Source organism: Staphylococcus caseorum, from assembly GCF_049943195.1.
In the GTDB taxonomy this organism is placed as follows: Bacteria; Bacillota; Bacilli; order Staphylococcales; family Staphylococcaceae; genus Staphylococcus; species Staphylococcus equorum_A.
This window is the reverse complement of sequence record NZ_JBNFUA010000001.1, coordinates 1,348,252-1,370,861: the sequence shown is the minus strand read 5'-3', so window position 1 is coordinate 1,370,861 and position 22,610 is coordinate 1,348,252. Positions and strand designations below refer to the sequence as shown.

The 22,610-nt window shown below is 32.9% G+C and carries 19 protein-coding genes and 1 pseudogene; 14 read left to right on the top strand and 6 right to left on the bottom strand.

Translation table 11 applies throughout. The features are described from left to right. The first annotated feature begins 53 nt into the window (after positions 1-53). The 7 genes and pseudogenes from ACP3TL_RS07125 (at position 54) to ACP3TL_RS07095 (ending at position 6,246) form a co-directional block, all read left to right on the top strand. Positions 54-447: pseudogene (locus ACP3TL_RS07125) on the top strand (helix-turn-helix domain-containing protein). Positions 448-459: 12 nt separating this feature from the next. After that, positions 460-1,560, top strand: a complete 1,101-nt coding sequence (locus ACP3TL_RS07120; RefSeq protein ID WP_069832433.1) for an ABC transporter ATP-binding protein — start codon at positions 460-462, stop codon at positions 1,558-1,560. Continuing rightward, positions 1,547-2,350, top strand: a complete 804-nt coding sequence (locus tag ACP3TL_RS07115; RefSeq protein ID WP_285336730.1) for an ABC transporter permease — start codon at positions 1,547-1,549, stop codon at positions 2,348-2,350. The genes ACP3TL_RS07120 and ACP3TL_RS07115 overlap by 14 nt, the downstream gene beginning before the upstream one ends. A gap of 5 nt (positions 2,351-2,355) precedes the next feature. Further along, a complete protein-coding gene (locus ACP3TL_RS07110) occupies positions 2,356-3,165 on the top strand; it encodes an ABC transporter permease (RefSeq protein ID WP_069832435.1) in 810 nt (269 codons plus the stop codon). Beyond that, positions 3,165-4,238 (top strand): ABC transporter substrate-binding protein, encoded by a 1,074-nt coding sequence (locus ACP3TL_RS07105; RefSeq protein ID WP_069832436.1) that lies wholly within the window; start codon positions 3,165-3,167, stop codon positions 4,236-4,238. Before ACP3TL_RS07110 ends, ACP3TL_RS07105 begins: the two co-directional genes overlap by 1 nt. 73 nt (positions 4,239-4,311) lie before the next feature. Next, a complete protein-coding gene (gene auxB / locus ACP3TL_RS07100; RefSeq protein WP_285336729.1) occupies positions 4,312-5,538 on the top strand; it encodes a lipoteichoic acid stability factor AuxB in 1,227 nt (408 codons plus the stop codon). A 192-nt stretch (positions 5,539-5,730) separates the two neighbouring features. Further along, positions 5,731-6,246, top strand: coding sequence for a DUF4064 domain-containing protein (locus tag ACP3TL_RS07095; RefSeq protein ID WP_069832438.1), 516 nt, complete (start codon positions 5,731-5,733; stop codon positions 6,244-6,246). A gap of 102 nt (positions 6,247-6,348) precedes the next feature. Here the strand turns inward: ACP3TL_RS07095 and ACP3TL_RS07090 are convergent, their stop codons facing one another. Beyond that, entirely contained in the window at positions 6,349-6,960 is a 612-nt protein-coding gene (locus tag ACP3TL_RS07090) for a YktB family protein (RefSeq protein WP_069832439.1), read from the bottom strand. Positions 6,961-7,222: 262 nt separating this feature from the next. Between ACP3TL_RS07090 and ACP3TL_RS07085 the strand changes: the two genes are divergently transcribed. Continuing rightward, positions 7,223-8,041, top strand: coding sequence for an inositol monophosphatase family protein (locus ACP3TL_RS07085; protein ID WP_069832440.1), 819 nt, complete (start codon positions 7,223-7,225; stop codon positions 8,039-8,041). A gap of 102 nt (positions 8,042-8,143) precedes the next feature. On the opposite strand, the gene ACP3TL_RS07080 is transcribed toward ACP3TL_RS07085, so the two are convergent. Next, positions 8,144-8,335, bottom strand: a complete 192-nt coding sequence (locus tag ACP3TL_RS07080) for a DUF5325 family protein (RefSeq protein WP_002507991.1) — start codon at positions 8,333-8,335, stop codon at positions 8,144-8,146. Between the two features lie 98 nt (positions 8,336-8,433). Here ACP3TL_RS07080 and typA point away from each other — a divergent pair, with 98 nt between their 5' ends. After that, on the top strand, positions 8,434-10,281 hold the full coding sequence (gene typA, locus ACP3TL_RS07075) for a translational GTPase TypA (protein ID WP_285325517.1): 1,848 nt from the start codon (positions 8,434-8,436) through the stop codon (positions 10,279-10,281). A gap of 271 nt (positions 10,282-10,552) precedes the next feature. Here typA and ACP3TL_RS07070 read toward each other — a convergent pair whose 3' ends face one another. Beyond that, complete coding sequence (locus ACP3TL_RS07070; protein WP_081325282.1) at positions 10,553-10,726, bottom strand: DUF2197 domain-containing protein; 174 nt, start codon at positions 10,724-10,726, stop codon at positions 10,553-10,555. 2 nt (positions 10,727-10,728) lie between these two features. Beyond that, entirely contained in the window at positions 10,729-11,211 is a 483-nt protein-coding gene (locus ACP3TL_RS07065; RefSeq protein ID WP_069816370.1) for a hypothetical protein, read from the bottom strand. Between the two features lie 322 nt (positions 11,212-11,533). Here ACP3TL_RS07065 and ACP3TL_RS07060 point away from each other — a divergent pair, with 322 nt between their 5' ends. From ACP3TL_RS07060 to ACP3TL_RS07050, 3 genes are all read left to right on the top strand, one after another. After that, positions 11,534-11,809 (top strand): Fpa/YlaN family protein, encoded by a 276-nt coding sequence (locus ACP3TL_RS07060; protein ID WP_069832442.1) that lies wholly within the window; start codon positions 11,534-11,536, stop codon positions 11,807-11,809. Between the two features lie 387 nt (positions 11,810-12,196). Next, the gene (gene ftsW, locus ACP3TL_RS07055) at positions 12,197-13,432 is read left to right on the top strand and encodes a cell division peptidoglycan polymerase FtsW (RefSeq protein WP_069832443.1); all 1,236 of its coding nucleotides are present in this window, start codon (positions 12,197-12,199) and stop codon (positions 13,430-13,432) included. A gap of 404 nt (positions 13,433-13,836) precedes the next feature. After that, positions 13,837-17,292: a pyruvate carboxylase gene (locus ACP3TL_RS07050; RefSeq protein WP_069816364.1), complete on the top strand. Its 3,456-nt coding sequence runs from the start codon at positions 13,837-13,839 to the stop codon at positions 17,290-17,292. Between the two features lie 267 nt (positions 17,293-17,559). On the opposite strand, the gene ACP3TL_RS07045 is transcribed toward ACP3TL_RS07050, so the two are convergent. Next, on the bottom strand, positions 17,560-18,468 hold the full coding sequence (locus ACP3TL_RS07045; RefSeq protein WP_069816362.1) for a COX15/CtaA family protein: 909 nt from the start codon (positions 18,466-18,468) through the stop codon (positions 17,560-17,562). A gap of 284 nt (positions 18,469-18,752) precedes the next feature. Between ACP3TL_RS07045 and cyoE the strand changes: the two genes are divergently transcribed. Both cyoE and ACP3TL_RS07035 read left to right on the top strand, forming a co-directional pair. Continuing rightward, positions 18,753-19,664 (top strand): heme o synthase, encoded by a 912-nt coding sequence (cyoE, locus tag ACP3TL_RS07040; protein ID WP_069816361.1) that lies wholly within the window; start codon positions 18,753-18,755, stop codon positions 19,662-19,664. Between the two features lie 24 nt (positions 19,665-19,688). Beyond that, positions 19,689-20,150 carry a DUF420 domain-containing protein gene (locus ACP3TL_RS07035; protein WP_069832444.1) on the top strand — a complete coding sequence of 154 codons (462 nt, stop codon included), beginning with the start codon at positions 19,689-19,691 and terminating at the stop codon, positions 20,148-20,150. Positions 20,151-20,240: 90 nt separating this feature from the next. Here ACP3TL_RS07035 and ACP3TL_RS07030 read toward each other — a convergent pair whose 3' ends face one another. Further along, positions 20,241-22,499: an ATP-binding cassette domain-containing protein gene (locus tag ACP3TL_RS07030; RefSeq protein ID WP_069832445.1), complete on the bottom strand. Its 2,259-nt coding sequence runs from the start codon at positions 22,497-22,499 to the stop codon at positions 20,241-20,243. Positions 22,500-22,610 lie beyond the last annotated feature (111 nt).

Sequence of the window (22,610 nt, the reverse complement as noted above, 5' to 3'; positions counted from 1 at the left end):
ATCATAAAATGCCGTATAATCCTAAAAAGTTAATTTATATAAAGAATGTCATGATGAATATAGGTAAGAAGATTAAAACACTAAGACAAATAAAAAATCTCACTCAAGGAGAGTTAGCTGAACGCACAGATTTATCAAAAGGCTATATTACTCAAATTGAGAATCAATATACTTCATTGGCCAATTTCGCAATCTAATGAGTTTGAAATGGAACCACTTATAATTACTCTAAATGGAAATGCTGCATATAAAAATTTTGAACCTTCAAATTCGGATACATTTATATATTGTTTAGCAGGTGGAGTTACATTAATGTTAGGTGGTAACGTGTTTCATGCTGAAATGGGAGATGCGCTTTATTTTAAAGCAAAGCAAGAACATAAATTAATTAATTCTACATCAAATGAAGCTCGAGTTATGATTGTTGCAACTGCATCATATTTATAGGAGGAAGCACAAATGAGTCCGTTATTATCTTTTAATGCTGTAAGTAAAGCTTATGATGATACACCCATATTAGATAAAATTAATATAGATATTGAGTCAGGTCATTTTTATACATTACTTGGACCTTCTGGTTGTGGTAAAACAACAATTTTAAAACTTATTGCAGGATTTGAACAAGCCGATGAAGGCGATATTATATATCAAAATCAGTCAATTAATCATATACCAGCAAACAAACGCAAGGTGAATACAGTATTTCAAGACTATGCATTATTTCCGCATTTAAATGTTTATGATAATGTTGCTTTTGGATTAAAATTAAAGAAAATGAACAAAAGCGCCATTAATAAAAAAGTGCAAGAAGCATTAAATCTTGTTAAACTCACTGGCTATGAAGATAGAACAATTGAAGGTATGAGTGGGGGGCAAAAACAGCGTATTGCAATTGCACGTGCGATCGTGAATGAGCCAGAAATATTATTATTAGATGAGTCTTTATCAGCACTTGATTTAAAATTAAGAACGCAAATGCAGTATGAATTAAGAGAAATACAGTCTAGATTAGGTATAACATTTATTTTTGTTACACATGATCAAGAAGAAGCGTTAGCGCTTAGTGATTATATATTTGTAATGAAAAATGGTAAAATACAACAATCTGGCACGCCAACTGACATATATGACGAACCAGTAAATCGTTTCGTTGCCGATTTCATAGGAGAATCAAATATTATTGTAGGCACAATGATAAAGGACTATGTGGTGAACATTTACGGCCAAGATTTAGTATGTGTAGACATGGGTATACCACCACAACAGCATGTAGAAGTAGTGATTAGGCCAGAAGATATATCCTTGATTCAACTGGAGCAAGGTTTATTCGAAGTGACAGTTGCTTCTATGCTTTTCAGAGGTGTACATTATGAAATCAATTGCATTGATAGTAAAGGTTACGAATGGCTGATTCACTCTACTAAAAAAGCAGAAGTTAATAGTAAAGTTGGTTTATACTTTGAACCAGAAGCAATTCATATTATGGTACCAGGTGAAAGTGAAGCTGAATTTGATAAGCGTATTGAAAGTTACGAGGAAATCGATTATGCGCAAGATTAATACATTTTTATTTATACCCTATATAATGTGGATGGTTTTATTTATCGTTGTTCCTGTGATGCTTCTTGTTTATTTCTCGTTTATTGATATGCAAGGGCATTTTGGTTTGGAAAATTATAAACAGATGATTTCATTGAAATATTTCACGATGATTTGGGACTCGGTATGTTTTGCTGCAGCAATTACGTGTATGACGCTACTTATAAGCTATCCAGCTGCATATTTTATAAGTTCATCTAAACATCAAAATATATGGTTACTTATACTCATCGTACCAACTTGGATTAATTTACTACTGAAGACCTATGCATTTATAGGCATTTTCAGTCATGATGGTATTATCAATCAAATAATGAATTTTTTACATTTGCCTAAAATGGAATTGTTATTTACTGTTCCTGCTTTTTTAATAGTAGCAAGTTATATTTATATTCCATTTATGGTTTTACCTATTTTTAATAGTATGAAGGATATTCCTGAAAATATTTTGCAAGCTTCAAGTGATTTAGGTGCGAATAAGCTAACAACATTTAGAAAAATCATCCTACCACTTACGAAGCAAGGTGTATTGACAGGAATTAAAGTCACGTTTATACCAGCATTGTCACTTTTTATGATTACGAGACTTATTGCAGGTAATAAAGTGATTAATATTGGGACAGCCATAGAAGAACAATTTCTAGTGATACAAAACTATGGAATGGGTTCAACGATTGCGTTGTTTTTAATCGTATTTATGGCGTTCATCTTAATTATTACGAATACTAATGTTACGAATAGGAAAAGGTGAATCATATGAGATGGTATGGCAAATTATATGTCGGTATATTAATCACTATTTTATATGCTCCAATATTATTTTTAATGGTTTATTCGTTTAATGCTGCTGGTAATATGATTCATTTTGATGGCTTTACTTTGGAACATTATCAATCGTTATTCAGTAATGACCGATTAATGTCTGTCATTTTTAATACGATTGGTGTAGCATTATTAGCCGCTGGATGTGCTACTGTAATAGGAACATTAGGTGCAATTGGCTTATATCATTTAAAAAACAAGAAATTAAAAGTTTCATTACTTACATTAAATAATGTTTTAATGGTATCTTCTGATGTTGTTATTGGCGCTTCATTTTTAATTATGTTTACTGCTATAGGACATTTTACTGGTATAGGTCTTGGGTTGATTACGGTACTTATTTCACACATTGCTTTTTGTGTTCCTATTGTGGTAATCATTGTGTTACCTAAATTATATGAAATGAATAATCATACATTAAACGCGGCTCGTGATTTAGGTGCAACGGAGTTTCAAGTATTGAATAAGGTAATGTTGCCTCATTTAATGCCAGCAATTATCGGGGGCTTTTTTATGGCGTTGACCTATTCATTAGATGATTTCACTGTCAGTTTCTTTGTTACTGGTAATGGATTTAGTGTGCTTTCCGTAGAAGTTTATGCAATGGCAAGAAAAGGTATTAGCATGGAAATTAATGCAATATCTACCATTTTATTTGTTGGTATTATGTTAAGTATACTAGGGTATTATTTTATTAAAAAAATACTTAAGCATAAAAAACAAGTGAAACGGGGTATATTATAATGAAACGTTTTTTACAGTTAATTATAATTTCTATTGTCGTTGGTTTGATATGTTTATTTATCAGCCAAAGATTCACTTCAAAGCAGCACTCTGAGACTGGTGAAAAAATTTATGTTTATAATTGGGGAGAATATATTGATCCTAGTTTATTAAAACAATTCCAAAAAGAAACAGGAATAGAAGTCGTTTATGAAACATTTGATTCAAATGAAGCGATGGAAGCCAAAATTAAAAATGGTGGCACTCATTATGATGTTGCTTTTCCGAGTGACTATACAGTTCAAAAATTGAAAAGACAACAATTGTTATTACCTCTAAATCATGAGAAACTACCTAATATGAAAAATCTTGATGCAGATTATCTTGATATGCCATTTGATGAAGATAATACGTATTCAATACCTTATTTTTTTGGTACTGTAGGTATTATTTACAATAAAAATATATACCCAAATGATAACTTTGAGTCGTGGGATCAGCTTTATAAAGCAAAATATAAAAATGATATATTATTAGTAGATGGTGCGAGAGAAATGATAGGTGTAGCTTTAAATAAATTAGGTTATAGTATAAATGAGACACATTCATCATATTTAGCAGAAGCTGAGGAAGACTTAACGCGTTTAGGACCTAATGTTAAAGGCGTGGTAGGTGATGAAATTTCAATGATGTTAGAACAGCATGAAGCAAATATTGCAGTGGTATGGAGCGGTGTTGCAGCTCCTATCGTACAACAAAATGAAGAATTTGATTATGTAGTACCTAAAGAAGGTTCAAATCTGTGGTTTGATAATATGGTTATACCTAAGACCACACAAAATAAAGCAGGTGCCTATAAGTTTATGAACTTTTTATTAGATGCTGAACATAGTAAACAAAATACAGAATGGGTGGGCTATGCGACACCTAATAAGGCAGCAAGAACTCAATTGCCTGAAAGCATAAAAAATGATGAACGGTTTTATCCAACAAAGGAAGAACAAGCCAATTTAGAAGTTTATAAAGATTTAGGTAAAGAGGCGTTAAGTGAATATAATGAAAGATTTTTAAATTTTAAAATGTCATTAAAATAAGTCATAGTTAGTAGTTATTTGATCGTTAATTCGATATAATAGTTTGACAAGCAATATAAGGAGTTGTAAAGACATGTCAGGAGAGCAATATACTCAAGTTAGACGTCCGGTGAGTCGACTAGCAGAAAAAGTATTAGGTTGGTTGAGTTGGATATTCTTATTATTACTAACCATTATTACGATGTTTATTGCACTAGTATCTTTTAGTAGTGAAGCATCAATACAAAATTTGGAGACTTCATTGAATGGCAATGATTTTGTTCAACAAATATTAGCGAATAATGGGTTAAACACAATCCAATTTGTAATATGGCTACAAAATGGCGTGTGGGCGATTATAGTATATTTCATTGTCTGCTTGCTTTTATCATTTTTAGCCTTAATTTCAATGAATATAAGAATTTTATCAGGATTCTTATTCTTAATCGCAACGATAGTGACGTTGCCATTAGTGTTGTTATTTGTACCACTAATTATTCCTATTCTATTTTTAATCGTGGCAATCATGATGTTTGCACGAAAAGAAAAAGTAGAAACAGTGCCTGCATATTATGCAGAAGGGTACAAAGGGCGTTATTCAAATTATGAGCAACAATCAGAACCAAACTCACCTCAATATATTGAAAAGCAACAAACTTCTGACGTAGAACAACAAAGTAATGATAATCAATTAAGAAGAGGTGGTTATAGCTCTGAAGTTGCAGAAAAAGTAAACTCTGAAAATAATGCATCTGATGAAGAACCACAAGTACTTTCTAGACAAGCAAAATATAACTATAAGCAAAGAAAATACAATAATGTTGATGATGACAGTCAAAGTACTGAAGATGATTTCGGTCAAGTTAGCAATGTATATAATGAAGATGGTGAAGCAGTTGTCAACGAAGATCAAAGTAGCAAAGATGCAGTAACAAATGAGCAACAAGAACAACAAGCTAAAGAAACAGAATTAGAAAATCAACGTATAGCAGAAGAAGAACAACGCCGTAAACAAGAAGCGTATGAAGCGCAACAAAGAAAACAAGCTGAGCAAGAAGAAGAACAACGTCGTAAACAAGAAGAGGCTGAAGAAGCTGCTAGATTGAAGCAAGAAAAAGCTGAAGAAAAAGCACGTATTAAACAAGAGAAAAAAGAACGCAGAAAACGTGAAAAAGAAAAACGTAAACAACAACCGAGTGCAGCAAATCAGCGTAGAAAGAATTTCGAAGAACGTAAGAAAATGACTTCACAAGATGTTGAAGAAACACAAGATACAACATCTGAAGAACAAAATGATTCTGAAACAAAAGACAAATCATAATAAAAGTTGTGTTGTTTTATAATAATTCAATTTGGTATTCAACTACTAGACTCGATTGTTCACATAATGTGAGGCAATCGGGTTTTTATTTATATCGCTCTAACATAATATCATTTAGCGATAGGTCGTGGTTATTTTTAATTATTCATAAATTTGCTATGATATAATTAATGAATTTATAGGAGGAAGCATATGAGTAGGAAAGCAGAACGTACCCTAGCATGGATAGCAATTAGTCTTAGTTTAATATACTTATTATTTATGGTTATTGCATATAATTTCATCAACGTACCAGAATTTAAAGAAGTATTTAATGAAATGAACCAACAACAAGGGACAGAAATTACCCCTGGAGCCTTTAAAGCTTCTATCGTACTACAAGGTGTCTTTACACTTATTTCAACGATTTTAGCTATTATTGCGGTCTTTACAATTAAAGGTAATCGCATACTAGCAGGATGTTTATTTATTGTTTCGGCTATTATTGGTATATCTGGTGGAAACTTTATCGCAATGATTTTATGGTTAATTGTAGGTATTATGTTATTTGCGAAAAAAGATAACACGAAACAAGGTAATCAAATTAATCAGATGCCAAATTATAATATTTATAATAACGAAAAAGAAAAACAAAAGCCCCAGCAGCAAGACATGGATCCTGAGGCAGAAATGAAACGAAAAAAAGATGATGACCCGTACATTTATTAAATGTTCCTGGTAATCATTTATAAAGATAAATAAGTAATAATAGAAAAAGCACGCGACTTAAAATGAATTTAAGTCGCGTGCTTTTTAGATATTTCAGATGAATTATTTATAAAATTTGAGTAATTGTTCGAAGGTTTCTTCGAGGAAGTTTAAAAAGACTTTGTCGCTTTCTAATTGTTCGGCATTTGGTGACAATGTACGAGCTACAAAGAACTCACCTTTTTTAACTTCTTTAACACGATTGAGCGCTTTTGTTAGGTCTTCATCTGACATTTCATGAATGTAAATTTTTTCTTGGCTCATATGATCAGGACTAATGCTGTAGTCATTTGGTAAATTTTTAAGTGTTTCAAATTGGTCCTCGAAAGCTTTTATTTGTTGTGCTTTGTCTTTTGTTTCATGCATGATACCATACATGACAAATAATTGATTTTCAAACAGACCTATTTGAAAATGTGGTTGCATTTTATAACCGCGTTTATTTGTAGCGAATGCGACCCATGTATCTTTTGGTGGGTTAACTTTTCGACGCGCATGTTTAGCTACGTGTGGATAAAATTTTTCACCGGTTACTGTTTCTAGATATTGTGAAAAATAATCACCTAATTCATTCAGCTGTGGTCGGATACGTTCATTTAACGCTTCCATTCTTGCATCAAGACCATCAACTGTGAATGCTTTGAAATCTCTAGGTTTAAATATGTACTTAGTCATTGGGGCCTCCTGTAAACATTATATACGTCTGTATTGTAGCATAATATAATTGGATTAACATTGTCTTTGCCCATTATGCGCACCTAAAATATAACTTTATAGTGCGCGTGTATAAAAGATAAAATAGGGTATACATGTAAGAAACCATAAAATATTCAAAATATATTTTTATACATATTATTATTAGAAAATAGAAAAGTTGCGCATTAACTTTTTGAGTATTAATTACTGTATAATGAGAAGTGAATAAGGAGCTGATACAATGACTGTTTACGAGTTTGCTAAAGGTCTCATATTAGAGGCAGGGAATAATGTAAAAAAAATAATGAAAGAAGATATAGAAATAGAAACGAAATCAAATCCTAATGATTTAGTGACAAATGTAGATAAAGCTACAGAAAACTATATTTTTGAAAATATTTTACAGACATACCCTAACCACCACGTTATTGGTGAGGAAGGTCATGGCCATGACCTGAATAATGTGTCAGGTGTTGTATGGGTAGTAGATCCAATTGATGGCACATTGAATTTTGTTCATCAAAAAGAAAATTTCGCAATTTCCATTGGTATTTATAATGATGGACAACCTTATGCAGGATTTGTATATGATGTAATGAACGATGCACTATATCATGCTAAGACTGGGGAAGGAGCATTCGAAAATGAAAATCGACTTCCTGAAATAAAATCGACGCCTTTAAGTACAAGTATTATCGGTATCAATCCTAACTGGCTAACCAAACCACGTTTAGGAGAACTATTTAAACCTATAGTAGAAGAATCCAGGAGTGCCAGAGCTTATGGATCAGCTGCTTTAGAAATTATTCATGTCGCAACTGGAAAATTAGCTGGATATATTACACCTAGATTACAACCTTGGGATTTTGCAGGTGGACTCATTGTCTTAAATGAAGTAGGTGGAAAAGGTACAGATTTAATGGGAGACGCATTATCAATTTATGAACCTAGTTCGATTGTAATGGCGAATAAACAATTGCATGCTGAACTCATTGATCAACATTTTCAAAAAAATAATGAAATCATTGGATTATTGCAACAACGTTTAAAAAACAAATAATAAAAGAGCATTTTAGAAGAAAAAACAACCTATGAAAAGCGCCTCAATCCTATTTGTTAGAATTGAGACGCTTTTATAGATTGTATATAAAATTTGACTCGATTATAGCCAATCGTTTTCGCGATATTTCTTTTTTAAAGTGAAACCGTAACCAAATGTTGCAATGAATAATATAAGTGTTAAAATCATCAATGGAACATTTGTTGCAGCTAAACTAAAGCTAAATAAAAGCAAGAATACTACAGCTACTACAGCAAGTACCCAGAATATTGCTTTCGATTTTTTTTGTTGCATACTACCACACCTTTATAGTTTTCTTTAACCAATTATATGATATAATAAAAAAGTTGCAAAGAAAAGTGGGAATTTACTCGAGAAAGGAATTTGTATAAATGACTAATAGAAGAGAAGACGTTCGTAATATAGCTATCATCGCTCACGTTGACCATGGTAAAACAACACTAGTAGATGAGTTATTAAAACAATCAGGAATATTCCGTGAAAATGAACAAGTAGATGAAAGAGCAATGGATTCTAACGATATTGAGAGAGAACGCGGTATCACAATCCTTGCTAAAAATACAGCAGTGAATTATAAAGACAATCGAATTAATATTTTAGATACACCAGGACATGCTGACTTCGGTGGAGAAGTAGAGCGTATCATGAAAATGGTTGATGGTGTTGTACTTGTAGTAGATGCTTATGAAGGAACGATGCCACAAACACGTTTCGTATTGAAAAAAGCATTAGAGCAAAACTTAAAACCAGTTGTAGTTGTAAATAAAATTGATAAACCAGAAGCACGTCCAGAAGGCGTAGTAGATGAAGTATTAGATCTATTTATCGAGTTAGAAGCTTCTGACGAACAATTAGATTTCCCAGTCGTTTATGCGTCAGCTGTTAATGGTACTGCAAGTTTAGATGCAGAAGCACAAGATGAAAATATGCAATCTCTATATGAAACAATTATCGATTATGTACCAGCACCAGTTGATAACAGAGACGAACCATTACAATTCCAGATCGCGCTATTAGACTATAGTGATTATCTAGGACGTATTGGTGTAGGACGTGTGTTCCGAGGAACGATGCGTGTAGGTGACAGTGTATCTTTAATTAAATTAGACGGAACTGTTAAAAACTTCCGCGTAACAAAAATCTTCGGTTTCTTCGGTTTAAAACGTGAAGAAGTTAACGAAGCATATGCTGGCGATTTAATTGCCGTATCAGGAATGGAAGATATTAACGTTGGTGAAACAGTAACGCCAAGTGATCACCAAGATGCACTTCCTGTATTAAGAATTGATGAACCAACACTTGAAATGACATTTAGAGTTAACAATTCGCCATTTGCAGGCCGTGAAGGTGATTATGTAACGTCTCGTCAAATTCAAGAACGTCTTGATCAACAATTAGAAACAGACGTTTCATTAAAAGTTACGCCTACTGAAACTCCAGATAAATGGATTGTTGCAGGTCGTGGTGAATTACATTTATCAGTCTTAATAGAAAACATGAGACGTGAAGGCTTTGAATTACAAGTATCTAAACCTCAAGTTATTTTAAAAGAGATTGATGGTGCGAAATGTGAACCGTTTGAACGTGTACAATGTGAAGTGCCGCAAGAGTATACAGGTCCTGTAATCGAGTCATTAGGCCAACGTAAAGGTGAAATGCTTGATATGGTTACAACAGATAATGGCTTAACACGCATTCTCTTTATGGTTCCTGCTCGTGGTTTAATTGGTTATACTACAGAATTTATGTCTCAAACTCGTGGTTACGGTATCATTAACCATACATTTGAAGAATTCAGACCACGTGTTAAAGGTCGTATCGGTGGCAGAAGAAACGGTGCACTTGTATCTCTTGATCAAGGTAAAGCTAGTGCTTATGCAATTATGGGCTTAGAAGACCGTGGTACAAACTTCATGGAACCTGGTACTGAAGTATATGAAGGTATGGTTGTTGGTGAACATAACCGTGATAATGACTTAACAGTTAACGTTACAAAAGAAAAAAACCAAACAAACGTACGTTCTGCTAATAAAGACCAAACTGTAAGTATGAAACGCCCAAGAATTTTAACTTTAGAAGAAGCATTACAATTTATCAATGACGATGAACTTGTAGAAGTTACACCAGAAAATATCCGTATTAGAAAAACAGTTCTAGAAAAATCAGCACGTGAAAAAGAATCTAAACGTGTCAAACAAATGATGCAAGATAATGAATAATTAAATAAGATTTAATATGAGAACCGAACTAGATAATAATTTCTAGTTTGGTTCTTTTATTTTAGAATTGGCATCTAAGTTAACGCGGTTAAGTAAATTAAATATATATTGTTACTAACAACATATGTACATGATGTTTTATAACATAAAAAAAATAGCTAATCATTTAACAATTTGAGCTGCATTTTTGTTACGGCTCATAATTATTGAATAATTAGCTATTATAATTATAAAGTTAGTTTATTAAATTGATGTGATATAAAACTATGTGTTAAAGATGATTATAAGTCGTTACTTGATTGCGTTGTTTAGGTGTATCAAGTCTACTTTTACACTCATCACACATAAATGTGTGCATCGGATCATTTCTAAGTCTTTTCGCTTCTAATGTATTTTGATCGATAAATACTTCCATATCACAAATAATACATTGAACTTTTTTCATACTTAGATCACCTCAATATGAGTAACATATGCAAATTGGTAAGAATAACCTTCATTTGGAATGTAAACAAAGCTATCTACGCTATAGTCATCATATAATCTTTTACCATCTTTAGCGAATTGGAAAAAGAGGTAAGGTAATAAGTCAATCGGAACCTCGATAGCATCATTTTCATTATATAAACGGATTGCTTTTGCAGAATCATGTGGTTCAGCATTTTTGAAAAAAGGTGTCATATTGATAACGAATGATTGTTCCAATACTGCACGTCTTTTATATTTTATTTCAGAATTTAAAGTTGGTGGATTAGTTTGACCTTCTAAAATTGCACGATTCCATTCACGGTTATCGTCAAAATTGATTGGTTTTGTACCGTCAAATACACCTTTTTCTAAATCTTCAATTAGTACTTTTCTATCATCAAAAATCCAAGTTGTACTATCTAATGATATTGGAAATTTAACTGCGCCCTTAATTTGAATCATAGTCCCACTCCTATTTGTATATCTTATCTATCTTTATAACAAAAATATGTAAAAATGAATTTTTTGTGAATGTTTTCCGCTTGTAAGTGAACATTTCATATACGCATTGTACTATAAAATTCGTGTTGAAATAAAACGTTTACACTACAGATGCCAGCATGCTGACGATTCCATAAATAAATATATTTGAGATAAAGATTTCTTTAATATCAATATTATCACAAATAACACGGTTTAGTATATTAAGGAATTCACTTGCTTTTTATGAATCAGTAAGATACACTTCTACATATAAAGTTACAATTGATAGGGGGAGTATGTCATGGTAAAGAATCAAAAAATGAACAGTGCGGCATATGACCAGTTGAATAAAGATGCTGATAGGATTCTCCAACTTATAAAAGTACAAATGGATAATCTGACGTTACCTCAATGCCCGTTATATGAAGAAGTACTCGATACTCAAATGTTTGGATTGCAAAAAGAAGTAGATTTTGCTGTTCAACTCGGTTTAGTCGATATAGAAGTGGGCAAAGATTTAATGCTACGATTAGAAAAAGAACTTTCTAAATTGCATGACGCATTTACTAATGTTTAATATGGTTAAATAAATAGAGTTTTTAGCTGGAAAGAGTTTGACCAGCTTTAAAATTACACACAACTTGTATAAGTAGTATCTTCAAAACTACATAACATATTTCAGAGTGGCTGGGACATCAATATATTGTTGATTGCATCGCAGCCATTTTCTTTTGTTTAAAATAGACAAATGACGAAATTAATGGTTAAAATAATAGTATTTAGTGTTATATTTGTTCGAAATATTAGAGTGATGTTTGATATAATGTTAAAAGTGTAATTTATTTTTTATGAAACAGACCCAATATCTTAAGACGATTTACAACAATAAATATCGTTTTAAAGTTACGAATTTGAGCTGGTAATGATAAATGATATTAATAATTAGAATTGGATGATATGTCAAATGAATAACATAAAACAATTTTTTCGATATATTGGTAGAAATGCCAAATTTATTGATTATCCGTTAGTAATTACATATATTTTATTATGTCTAATAGGCTTAGTAATGGTATATAGCGCAAGTATGGTTGCAGCTACAAAAGGTTCATTGACAGGTGGCGTTCCAGTGACTGGGACTTACTTTTATACAAGACAATTAATGTATGTAATCATGAGTTTAATTCTTGTCTTTTTCATGGCATTCTTTATGAATGTCAAATTCCTTGAATCCATCAGATTTCAGAAATGGATGATGATGATAATGGTTGGTTTACTCTTAGCCACGTTACTTGTAGGAAGTAATATTAATGGTTCGAAAAGTTGGCTCAATTTAGGTTTTATGAACCTACAAGCTTCGGAACTATTGAAAATTGCAATCATTGTATATATACCTTATATGATAGAAAAGAAACGACCGAAAGTTTTTAAAGAACCAAAACTATTAGCTTCACCGATTATTTTGGCTTCAATTTGTATAGCACTTGTACTTTTACAAAGAGATGTAGGACAAACGCTATTAATTTTAATTATTTTCTTTTCAATCATATTTTATGCAGGCATTGGTGTTCAAAAATCACTCAAATATGGTTTGATGATTTTGTTCGGTGTAGTTATTATAGGGTCACTGTTCTTACTATTAGGATTAGTTCCAGATTACTTGACTGCCCGTTTTAGTACATTAACAAATCCATTTAGTAATGAAGAAGGTACTGGGTATCATATCTCTAACTCCTTGATTGCAATCGGAAATGGTGGACTGTTTGGACGAGGGTTAGGTAATAGTATTATGAAATTAGGATACTTACCAGAGCCACATACTGATTTTATCTTTTCGATTATTGCTGAAGAGTTAGGCTTGGTAGGCTGCGTCGTCGTGATATGCTTACTATTCTTTATAGTTTACAGAGCATTTGAACTAGCAAATAAAACTAACTCTTACTTTTACAAGTTGGTTTGTGTAGGTATTGCAAGTTATATCGGCAGTCAAACATTTGTTAACTTAGGTGGTATTTCAGGTACAATTCCGTTAACAGGTGTACCATTACCATTCATAAGCTTTGGTGGTTCTTCAATGATCAGTTTAAGTATCGCCATGGGTCTACTGCTAATTACAGCGAAACAAATTAAAATCGAAGAATTAAGAAAGAAAAAAGCAAATAAAATTAACAATAATCCAGGGATCTCCAGAAAATCATAAGTTAGTTTATTATGGTAGTTATGATATAAAAAATGTAATTTGTAAAAGCAAACGTTACAACAGTAAAATGTTGAAAACGTTTGCTTATTTTTATAATCAGACATCTTAATTTTGAAAAACTTAGTGTTTTTAAAGTTAATGATAATAAAAAGTTATTGATTTTAATAATTTTTTATTATAGTTAAGCTATGATAAAATTCCATAGAAATGCGCGTATACTACAGTGTTTAGAGACTATCACAGACGGATGAAATTTTATCTATCAGTGATCACAATTCAACCGTTTAAGTAGTTATTCGAGAATATACGAACAAACTTTTATTTGTATACATTGTTCGCATTTTGCTATAATGGTTTCTATATCAAACTTTTTAGAAAATTCAAATTTTAAGGGGGACCATGTTGTGAAAAAAATAAATAAACTTATGGTAGCCAATCGTGGAGAAATAGCAATAAGAATTTTTAGAGCAGCAACTGAGTTAAATGTACAAACAGTTGCGATTTATTCAAATGAAGATAAAGGGTCTTTACATAGATATAAAGCGGATGAATCATACTTAGTAGGCGAAGATTTAGGTCCTGCAGAATCATATTTAGATATTGAACGCATTTTAGAAGTGGCGAAACGTGCCGATGTAGATGCAATTCATCCTGGTTATGGTTTTTTAAGTGAAAATGAAACATTCGCACGCAGATGTCAGGAAGAAGGCATCAAATTTATTGGTCCTCGTGTGGAGCATTTAGATATGTTTGGGGACAAAGTTAAAGCAAGATCAACAGCAATTAAAGCAGATTTAAGAGTTATCCCAGGTACTGATGGACCGATTGATAATCAAAAAGATGCTATAGCTTTTGCAAATGAAGCAGGCTATCCACTTATGATTAAAGCAACAAGTGGTGGCGGTGGTAAAGGCATGCGTATCGTCCATGCAGAAGATGAATTAGAGGACGCATTCCACCGAGCTAAGTCTGAAGCTGAAAAATCATTCGGTAATAGTGAAGTATATATTGAAAAATACATTGATAATCCAAAACATATAGAAGTTCAAATTATCGGTGATGAACATGGCAATATCGTACACTTATATGAACGTGATTGCTCTGTGCAACGACGTCATCAAAAAGTAGTGGAAGTAGCGCCTTCTGTTGCATTGTCTGATGATTTAAGAGAACAAATTTCTGATGCTGCGATCCAACTTATGGAAAATATAAAATATGTTAACGCAGGTACTGTAGAATTCTTAGTATCAGGAGATGAGTTCTATTTCATAGAAGTGAACCCACGTGTTCAAGTTGAACATACAATTACTGAAATGGTTACAGGCGTAGATATTGTTAAAACTCAAATACTTGTAGCAGACGGCGAAGTATTATTTGATGATGAAATTAGTATGCCAAAACAAAAAGATATTCAAACGTTAGGATACGCTATACAATGTCGTATTACTACTGAAGATCCTACAAATGATTTCATGCCTGATACGGGTAGAATTATAGCTTATCGTTCAAGTGGTGGCTTTGGGGTTAGATTAGACGCTGGTGATGGTTTCCAAGGTGCAGAAATTTCACCATATTATGATTCATTACTTGTGAAACTATCTACGCATGCGATGTCATTTAAACAAGCAAACGAAAAAATGGATCGTTCGTTACAAGAAATGAGAATACGTGGCGTTAAAACAAATGTGCCATTCTTGATTAATGTGATGAGACATGAACAATTTAAAACTGGCGATTATACAACGAAATTTATCGAGAAAACGCCAGAACTTTTTGATATAGCACCAACACTCGACCGTGGTACAAAAACACTAGAATATATAGGTAATGTTTCAATTAATGGTTTCCCTAATGTCGAAAAACGACCAAAACCAATTTATGAAGCATCTCCAATTCCGAAGATTGCTAAAAAAGAAGTTGATCAATTAGAAGGTACTAAGCAACTATTAGACACACAAGGACCTAAAGCAGTTGCAGATTGGTTAAAACAACAAGAAGACGTATTAATTACAGACACAACATTTAGAGATGCACATCAATCATTACTTGCTACTCGTGTACGTACGAAAGATATGATGAACATCGCTTCTAAAACTGCGGATGTAATGAAAGATAGCTTTTCATTAGAGATGTGGGGCGGTGCAACATTCGATGTCGCATTTAACTTCTTAAAAGAAAACCCGTGGGAAAGATTGGAAAGATTGAGAAAAGCTGTTCCAAATGTACTATTCCAAATGTTACTACGTGCTTCTAATGCAGTTGGTTATAAAAACTACCCTGACAACGTAATTAAAAAGTTTGTCAAAGAGAGTGCAGACGCTGGAATTGATGTATTCCGAATATTTGATTCATTAAACTGGGTAGATCAAATGAAAATAGCAAACGAAGCAGTACAAGAAGCAGGTAAAATTTCGGAAGGTGCAATTTGTTATACAGGCGATATTTTGAATCCGAATCGTTCTGACCTGTACACGTTAGAATATTATGTGAATATGGCGAAAGAACTTGAGAGAGAAGGATTCCATATTTTAGCGATTAAAGATATGGCCGGCTTATTGAAACCTAAAGCTGCGAACGAGTTAATTGGAGAATTAAAAGCTGCAGTAGATTTACCTATCCATCTGCATACACATGATACAAGTGGCAATGGCATACTTGTTTACAAACAAGCGATAGATGCTGGCGTAGATGTCATTGATACTGCTGTAGCGTCAATGAGTGGCTTAACAAGTCAACCAAGTTCTAATTCGTTATATTATGCATTAAACGGTTTTGGTAGAAATGTGCGTGCAGATATTGATGGCATGGAAGAATTATCTCATTATTGGGGTACAGTGCGTCAGTATTATAGTGATTTTGAAAGTGATATTAAATCACCTAATACTGAAATTTACCAGCACGAAATGCCAGGTGGACAATATTCAAACTTAAGTCAACAAGCTAAAAGTTTAGGGCTGGGCAATAGATTTAATGAAGTGAAAGAAATGTACAAACGTGTCAACTTCTTATTTGGCGATATTGTAAAAGTAACACCTTCTTCTAAAGTAGTAGGTGATATGGCTCTATACATGGTACAAAATGATTTAGATGAACAAACTATCATCGATGATGGTTATAAATTAGATTTCCCTGAATCTGTTGTATCGTTCTTTAAAGGGGAAATTGGCCAACCAGTAAGTGGCTTTAATAAACAATTGCAAAAAGTCATCTTAAAAGGTCAAACAGCTTTAACAGATAGACCAGGTGAATACCTAGAGCCTGTTGATTTTGAAGCGGTTAGAAAAGAATTAGAAGAGAAACAAGAAAGAGAAGTTACAGAACAAGATATAATCAGTTATGTGTTATATCCAAAAGTTTATGAACAGTTTATCTCAACGCGAGAACAATTTGGTAATGTATCATTATTAGATACGCCAACGTTCTTCTTTGGTATGAGATCTAACGAGACAGTAGAAATTGAAATTGATACAGGCAAGAGACTCATCATCACACTTAAGACGATTACAGAGCCAGATGAAAAAGGTATTCGTACAATTTTCTATGATATGAATGGTCAAGCACGTCGTATCTTCATTCAAGATGAAAACGTCAAGGCAAGTGAAAGTGTGAAACCAAAAGCGGATAAATTAAATCCAAATCATATCGGAGCTCAGATGCCAGGTTCAGTTACTGAAGTTAAAATTTCAGAAGGCGAATCTGTTACGAGCGGCCAAGCTTTATTAATTACAGAAGCAATGAAAATGGAAACAACAATCCAATCACCATTTGATGGTGTGGTTAAGAAGGTTACAGTTCAAAGTGGAGAAGCAATCCAAACAGGTGACTTATTGATTGAAATTGAAAAAGAACCAGTAGATTAAATGTATTATTGTACAATTAAACAGCCGTCAGGTTCCTCTAAATAGGAATCTGACGGCTGTTTTATGTTGGGATTTTTAAAATGTAAGCACAAATGAAAATGAATATATGTAACACAATCAATGAAAAATGCTATTTCAAGAAGGAATAGATATTGATATCAATACAGCAAGGTGATCTTAATGAATAATATCTATAAAAAAACCAAATGCCGTTTCAGCATTTGGTTTGTCTAAGTACTTTTTTGTTTATTAACCAATAAAAATTATTTATCCGCCACTTCGAATTGTTCGAAGCATTAGTACTATAAAGTATGCGATTAAGCCAAATAATATAGTAATAAATAGCGCATGTAACAAAGCAATGAATAGATTAACATTTGTCATCATAGATAAAGCACCTGTAATAACTTGTAAAACGACTAAGACAAAGGCAGATGTATAACCAAAACGTATTGTACGATTATGGCTATAATTTTTTACTGCATGGATAAATGTAAGTAATATCCAAATGAAAGCAATTAAAGCCATACCTCTATGCGTAAAGTTTACCCAGTCTTGTACATTATGCGGTATGATATCGTCAAATGGCAGTGGCCATTTACCATATGCTAAGCTGGCTTCTTTGTGTCTTACTAGTGCTCCCGTGTATATAGTTAAATATACAACAATTGCCATAATCCATGTATAAATTCTTAATGGTTTTCTGATAAATAGTTCATCAGCTTCATATTTTCGATCAATTTCAAAAATAATTAAAGTTAAGACAAACACTGATGAGAATGAAATCAATGAAATACCAAAGTGTAAAGCCAATGTGTATGAATTTTGTTGCCACATTACTGCTGCTGCACCAACAAGCGCTTGGATGACTAAGAATCCAACACTTATAATACTTAACGGTTTTACTTCTTTAATATGACCAATATGTTTCCAAGCAACTATCGCTAACCATAAGACAACAAGCATGGATATGCCTGAAACTGCACGGTGACTTAATTCAATCAATGTTTGAATTGGTAAATTTTGAGGTAAAAATGCACCATGACATAAAGGCCAGTCAGATCCACATCCATCCTCAGAACCAGTCTTGGTAACTAAGGCACCACCCAATTGAACAAAAGCCATAATGAGCGTTGCTAAAACAGATAACCATTTTAGGTTTTTTTTGCTAAACAAGAATTAACCCCCCACTTATATGTAAAACTCTTGAGACACTAAATTACATTTAGTTGTAACATCATTTGTCGTAATTATTGTAATTATTAATCTCGAAAAGACATACTTATAAAATTTAAATAAATCTTAACTAACATTATAACAAGAAATATAGATTAAATTGTGTCACAAAAATGACTATTTGTGAAAGTCGTTAAAGTGTCACAAATAACTTTACATAAATGTAGTCAATAACACAAATTTAATATATCATTGTATTATATGAAAAAAATAGGAGGGAAATTATGAACAAAGAACAAACTTTGTCACATAATTCTAGTCGTGTAACTTTTAAAGAGTTACAGCAAATCATCAAAATGGGGCTTGTACAAGGAAACTTACTACCCGCATTTGCTGGTTCATGGCTTGCAATTGTGTTGGCGAATCATTCCTTCCTCTCGTCAATACCACAAATCTTAATGATGTTGGTGGGCTCTACGTTAATTATGGGGGGCGCATGTGCTTTAAATAATTACTATGATCAAGATATTGACAGTATCATGCCAAGTAAACAACAGAGACCAACTGTTAATGAGAGAATCTCAGAAAGAAATTTATTGATTCTCAGTTTTGGAATGATGCTTATAGGGGAGGCATTACTATTTGCGTTAAACATACCTTCGGGAGTAATTGGCTTGATAGGCATCGTTGGGTATGTTTCATTTTATTCTATTTGGTCTAAACGTCATACAGTTTGGAATACAGTCATTGGTAGTTTTCCAGGTGCAGTGCCACCATTAATTGGTTGGACTGCAATCGAAGGAAACCTCAGTTTGGTAGCAGTAGCACTATTCTTAGTAGTATTCTGTTGGCAACCAGTTCATTTTTATGCGTTAGCAATTAAACGTAAAGATGAATATTCATTAGCAAATATACCAATGCTACCATCTGTTAAAGGGTTTAGCCGTACGAGAGTGAGCATGTTTATATGGCTTGTATTCTTACTACCACTACCATTTTTACTTAGCACATTAGGCACAACGTTTATTGTGATAGCAACACTGCTAAATTTAGGTTGGGTATATATGTGGTTAACAAGCTTTAAGAAAGATTTAGATCAAACGAAATGGGCAACAAAAATGTTCGTTTATTCATTGAATTATTTAGTAGTATTCTTTGTGCTCGTTGTCGTCGTGTCATTAATTCAAATGTTCTAATAATTAATAATGAGGATGTAATATATGAATTTACCAATTTTACCTACTTTAAGTACAAGTTTTATAGTTATTAGTGCTATCTTAGTTGCAATAGGTTGGCGCAAAATTTGGAAAAGAGAAATCGAAAGTCATAAAAAAGTAATGCTAAGTGCGGCATTTTTTGCACTCGCGTTCTTTATCATTTATGCTTCGAGAACGATTTTCGTTGGTAACACTGCTTTCGGCGGTCCTGATTCAATGAAGATTTATTACACTATGTTCTTAGTATTCCATATCAACTTAGCAACAATTGGCGGAATTTTAGGTTTATCACAAATTATCACGGCCTTTAAAGAGAAATTTAAAGTGCATAGATTTGTCGGTCCAATTGCATCAATTGTATGGTTCTTCACTGCAATCACTGGTTTAGCAGTATACGCATTACTTTATGTAATCTATCCTGGTGGAGAAACAACATCGCTAATCAAAGCAACGTTTGGATTATAACTAATGTTTAAATGACTGTTAGTCATTTTACGGAAAGATTTTTTTAGTTACAGTGATATAGTTAATAAACAATAATGCTAGAGATTCAGTCTAATTATTCAAGTATCGTATTAAGTGTTTAGCAGTTACAGAATTTTTAGTATCTAATAATCCTTTTGGTTGTCCTTCATATAGTAATTGTCCGCCTTGGCCACCAGCATAAGGACCTATATCAATAATCCAGTCCGCATGCGTCATCATGGTTAAGTTATGTTCTATAACTACTACTGTGTTGTTGTCATCAATGAGTTGATTAAAACAGTCTAATAATATAGGTATGTCATCTTCATGTAATCCTGTTGTAGGTTCATCGAAGACAAAAGTGTGGTGATTTACAGTACGTGTTAAATATTTACTTAGTTTCACACGTTGAACTTCGCCACCTGACAATGTATTTAACGTTTGACCTAATGTCATATAATTAAGACCTGTGGATTTTAAAGCATTCAAAGGTGTTGAGATATTGTGTTTTGAATGGAAAAATTCAATTGCTTCATCTACAGTTAGCGCAAGAATATCTGCGATGGAATAACCTGCTACTTTAGCGTCAAGCACTTCTGGTTTATATCTTAGTCCGTTACAAACATCACACGTTTGAGTGAAATCTGGCATAAATGCAAGTTCGGTTTTTAAAATACCTTTACCATGGCACTCTGGACAAGCGCCTTCTGAATTATAACTAAACATAGATTTTTTTAATCCTGTTTCTTCACTGAAATAGCTTCGAACTTCATCAAATATATTTAAATAAGTGAGTAAGTTAGAACGACTTGAAGCATGCACAGGTTTTTGATCAATAAAAATGGTGTCTTGTAACTGCTCTAATCCTTCATGAATTAAAGAACTTTTGCCGGAACCTGCGACACCAGTCACTACAGTCATAGCCTCTTCTGGTATTTGAGTTGAAACATTTTTTAAATTATTACGAGATATATTAGAAAGCTTAATAAAACGTTGACGCTCTCTAGGTTGTGATTTAAGCTTATGCATTCTTCGTAAGGCAACGCCTGTACTGGTAGTTGATTTTAATAAAGCATTATAAGACCCAGTAAATGTAATCTCGCCACCATTTTTTCCAGCAAGCGGGCCTAAATCTATAACATGGTCAGCAATACGTATAACATCAGGGTCATGTTCAACGACCAACACAGTATTACCTTTGTCTTTTAAAGATTGTATGATTTCATTTATACGTTGTATGTCATCAGGATGCAAACCAACACTAGGCTCATCTATAATGTACACCAAATCACTTAAAGGGCTATTAAGGTGTCTTATTAATTTAATGCGCTGTGATTCACCACCTGAAAGCGTGGTAGTTTCTCTAGATAAAGTTAAGTAATTAAGCCCAATATAACTTAAAGATTGTAACTGTTGTTGTAGTGGTTCAATGATGACACGCGCTTTATCTGAATGAATGTTTTTAATGAAATCTAATGCATCATCAATGGATAATTGAGTGAAATCTGCGATGTCAAAACCATTAATTTTACATTTTAAAATATCTGGATGTAATCTTTTTCCATGACATTTCGGGCATTCTTTTGAAGTCACGACACGATCTATGGCTTCTCTAAATTTATTTTTTTCAAAATTATCATTGAGTAAAAAAGAACGTCTGAAGCGATGAATTAAACCTTCGAATTTGGCTGTTTTAGGCCAATTATCAGGCGGGTTTTTCAGTTTAGTAGGCTTTGTGTACAACAACGTATCAAGTTCTGTTTGTGTATAATCTTTTAATTTTTTATCATTATCAAATAAACCTGTATATAAATAACGCTTTCCTCTCCAACTATCTGGTCTAAAAGAGGGGAATCGTATCGCATCTTCATTTAAAGATTTATTAAAATCTAACAGCTCATTTAAATCTATGTCCTCCACGTATCCTAGACCTGAGCATGTATCGCACATTCCTTTAGGATTGTTAAATGAGAATATGTCAGAGTAACCCACAAAAGGTTCTCCGATTCGAGACCATAATAATCTCACTGAAGCGTATATATCAGATATTGTTCCTACTGTTGAACGTGAATTGCCACCTAGTCGTTTTTGGTTGATAATCATAGCAACTGGTAGGTGTTCAATCAAATCTACTTTTGGTTTTGAATATTGAGTTAATTGATGTTGTATATATGTAGAATATGTCTCGTTTAAAAGACGTTCTGACTCGGCAGCAATTGTATTAAATACTAATGAAGATTTTCCTGAACCTGAGCGACCTGTAAAAACCGTTATTTGATGCTTTGGTATATCGACAGAAATATCTTTTAAATTGTTTTGCTTTGCGCCGTGAATACGAATTGTTGTCATGACTTTCACCTCTCAATTATAACTATACCCGAAAAAAGATGATGTATCACTTGTATCGCTGAATCGTAAAAATGTGTATTTTGAATGACCTGTGCTAATCTTAACAAAGAA

Excerpts from the sequence above, each read along its gene's own strand:
- ACP3TL_RS07120 (WP_069832433.1), top strand. The coding sequence starts at position 460 with ATGAGTCCGTTATTATCTTTTAATGCTGTAAGTAAAGCTTATGATGAT.
- ACP3TL_RS07115 (WP_285336730.1), top strand. The coding sequence starts at position 1,547 with ATGCGCAAGATTAATACATTTTTATTTATACCCTATATAATGTGGATG.
- ACP3TL_RS07110 (WP_069832435.1), top strand. The coding sequence starts at position 2,356 with ATGAGATGGTATGGCAAATTATATGTCGGTATATTAATCACTATTTTA.
- ACP3TL_RS07105 (WP_069832436.1), top strand. The coding sequence starts at position 3,165 with ATGAAACGTTTTTTACAGTTAATTATAATTTCTATTGTCGTTGGTTTG.
- auxB (WP_285336729.1), top strand. The coding sequence starts at position 4,312 with ATGTCAGGAGAGCAATATACTCAAGTTAGACGTCCGGTGAGTCGACTA.
- ACP3TL_RS07095 (WP_069832438.1), top strand. The coding sequence starts at position 5,731 with ATGAGTAGGAAAGCAGAACGTACCCTAGCATGGATAGCAATTAGTCTT.
- ACP3TL_RS07090 (WP_069832439.1), bottom strand. The coding sequence starts at position 6,960 with ATGACTAAGTACATATTTAAACCTAGAGATTTCAAAGCATTCACAGTT.
- ACP3TL_RS07085 (WP_069832440.1), top strand. The coding sequence starts at position 7,223 with ATGACTGTTTACGAGTTTGCTAAAGGTCTCATATTAGAGGCAGGGAAT.
- ACP3TL_RS07080 (WP_002507991.1), bottom strand. The coding sequence starts at position 8,335 with ATGCAACAAAAAAAATCGAAAGCAATATTCTGGGTACTTGCTGTAGTA.
- typA (WP_285325517.1), top strand. The coding sequence starts at position 8,434 with ATGACTAATAGAAGAGAAGACGTTCGTAATATAGCTATCATCGCTCAC.
- ACP3TL_RS07070 (WP_081325282.1), bottom strand. The coding sequence starts at position 10,726 with ATGAAAAAAGTTCAATGTATTATTTGTGATATGGAAGTATTTATCGAT.
- ACP3TL_RS07065 (WP_069816370.1), bottom strand. The coding sequence starts at position 11,211 with ATGATTCAAATTAAGGGCGCAGTTAAATTTCCAATATCATTAGATAGT.
- ACP3TL_RS07060 (WP_069832442.1), top strand. The coding sequence starts at position 11,534 with ATGGTAAAGAATCAAAAAATGAACAGTGCGGCATATGACCAGTTGAAT.
- ftsW (WP_069832443.1), top strand. The coding sequence starts at position 12,197 with ATGAATAACATAAAACAATTTTTTCGATATATTGGTAGAAATGCCAAA.
- cyoE (WP_069816361.1), top strand. The coding sequence starts at position 18,753 with ATGAACAAAGAACAAACTTTGTCACATAATTCTAGTCGTGTAACTTTT.
- ACP3TL_RS07035 (WP_069832444.1), top strand. The coding sequence starts at position 19,689 with ATGAATTTACCAATTTTACCTACTTTAAGTACAAGTTTTATAGTTATT.
- ACP3TL_RS07030 (WP_069832445.1), bottom strand. The coding sequence starts at position 22,499 with ATGACAACAATTCGTATTCACGGCGCAAAGCAAAACAATTTAAAAGAT.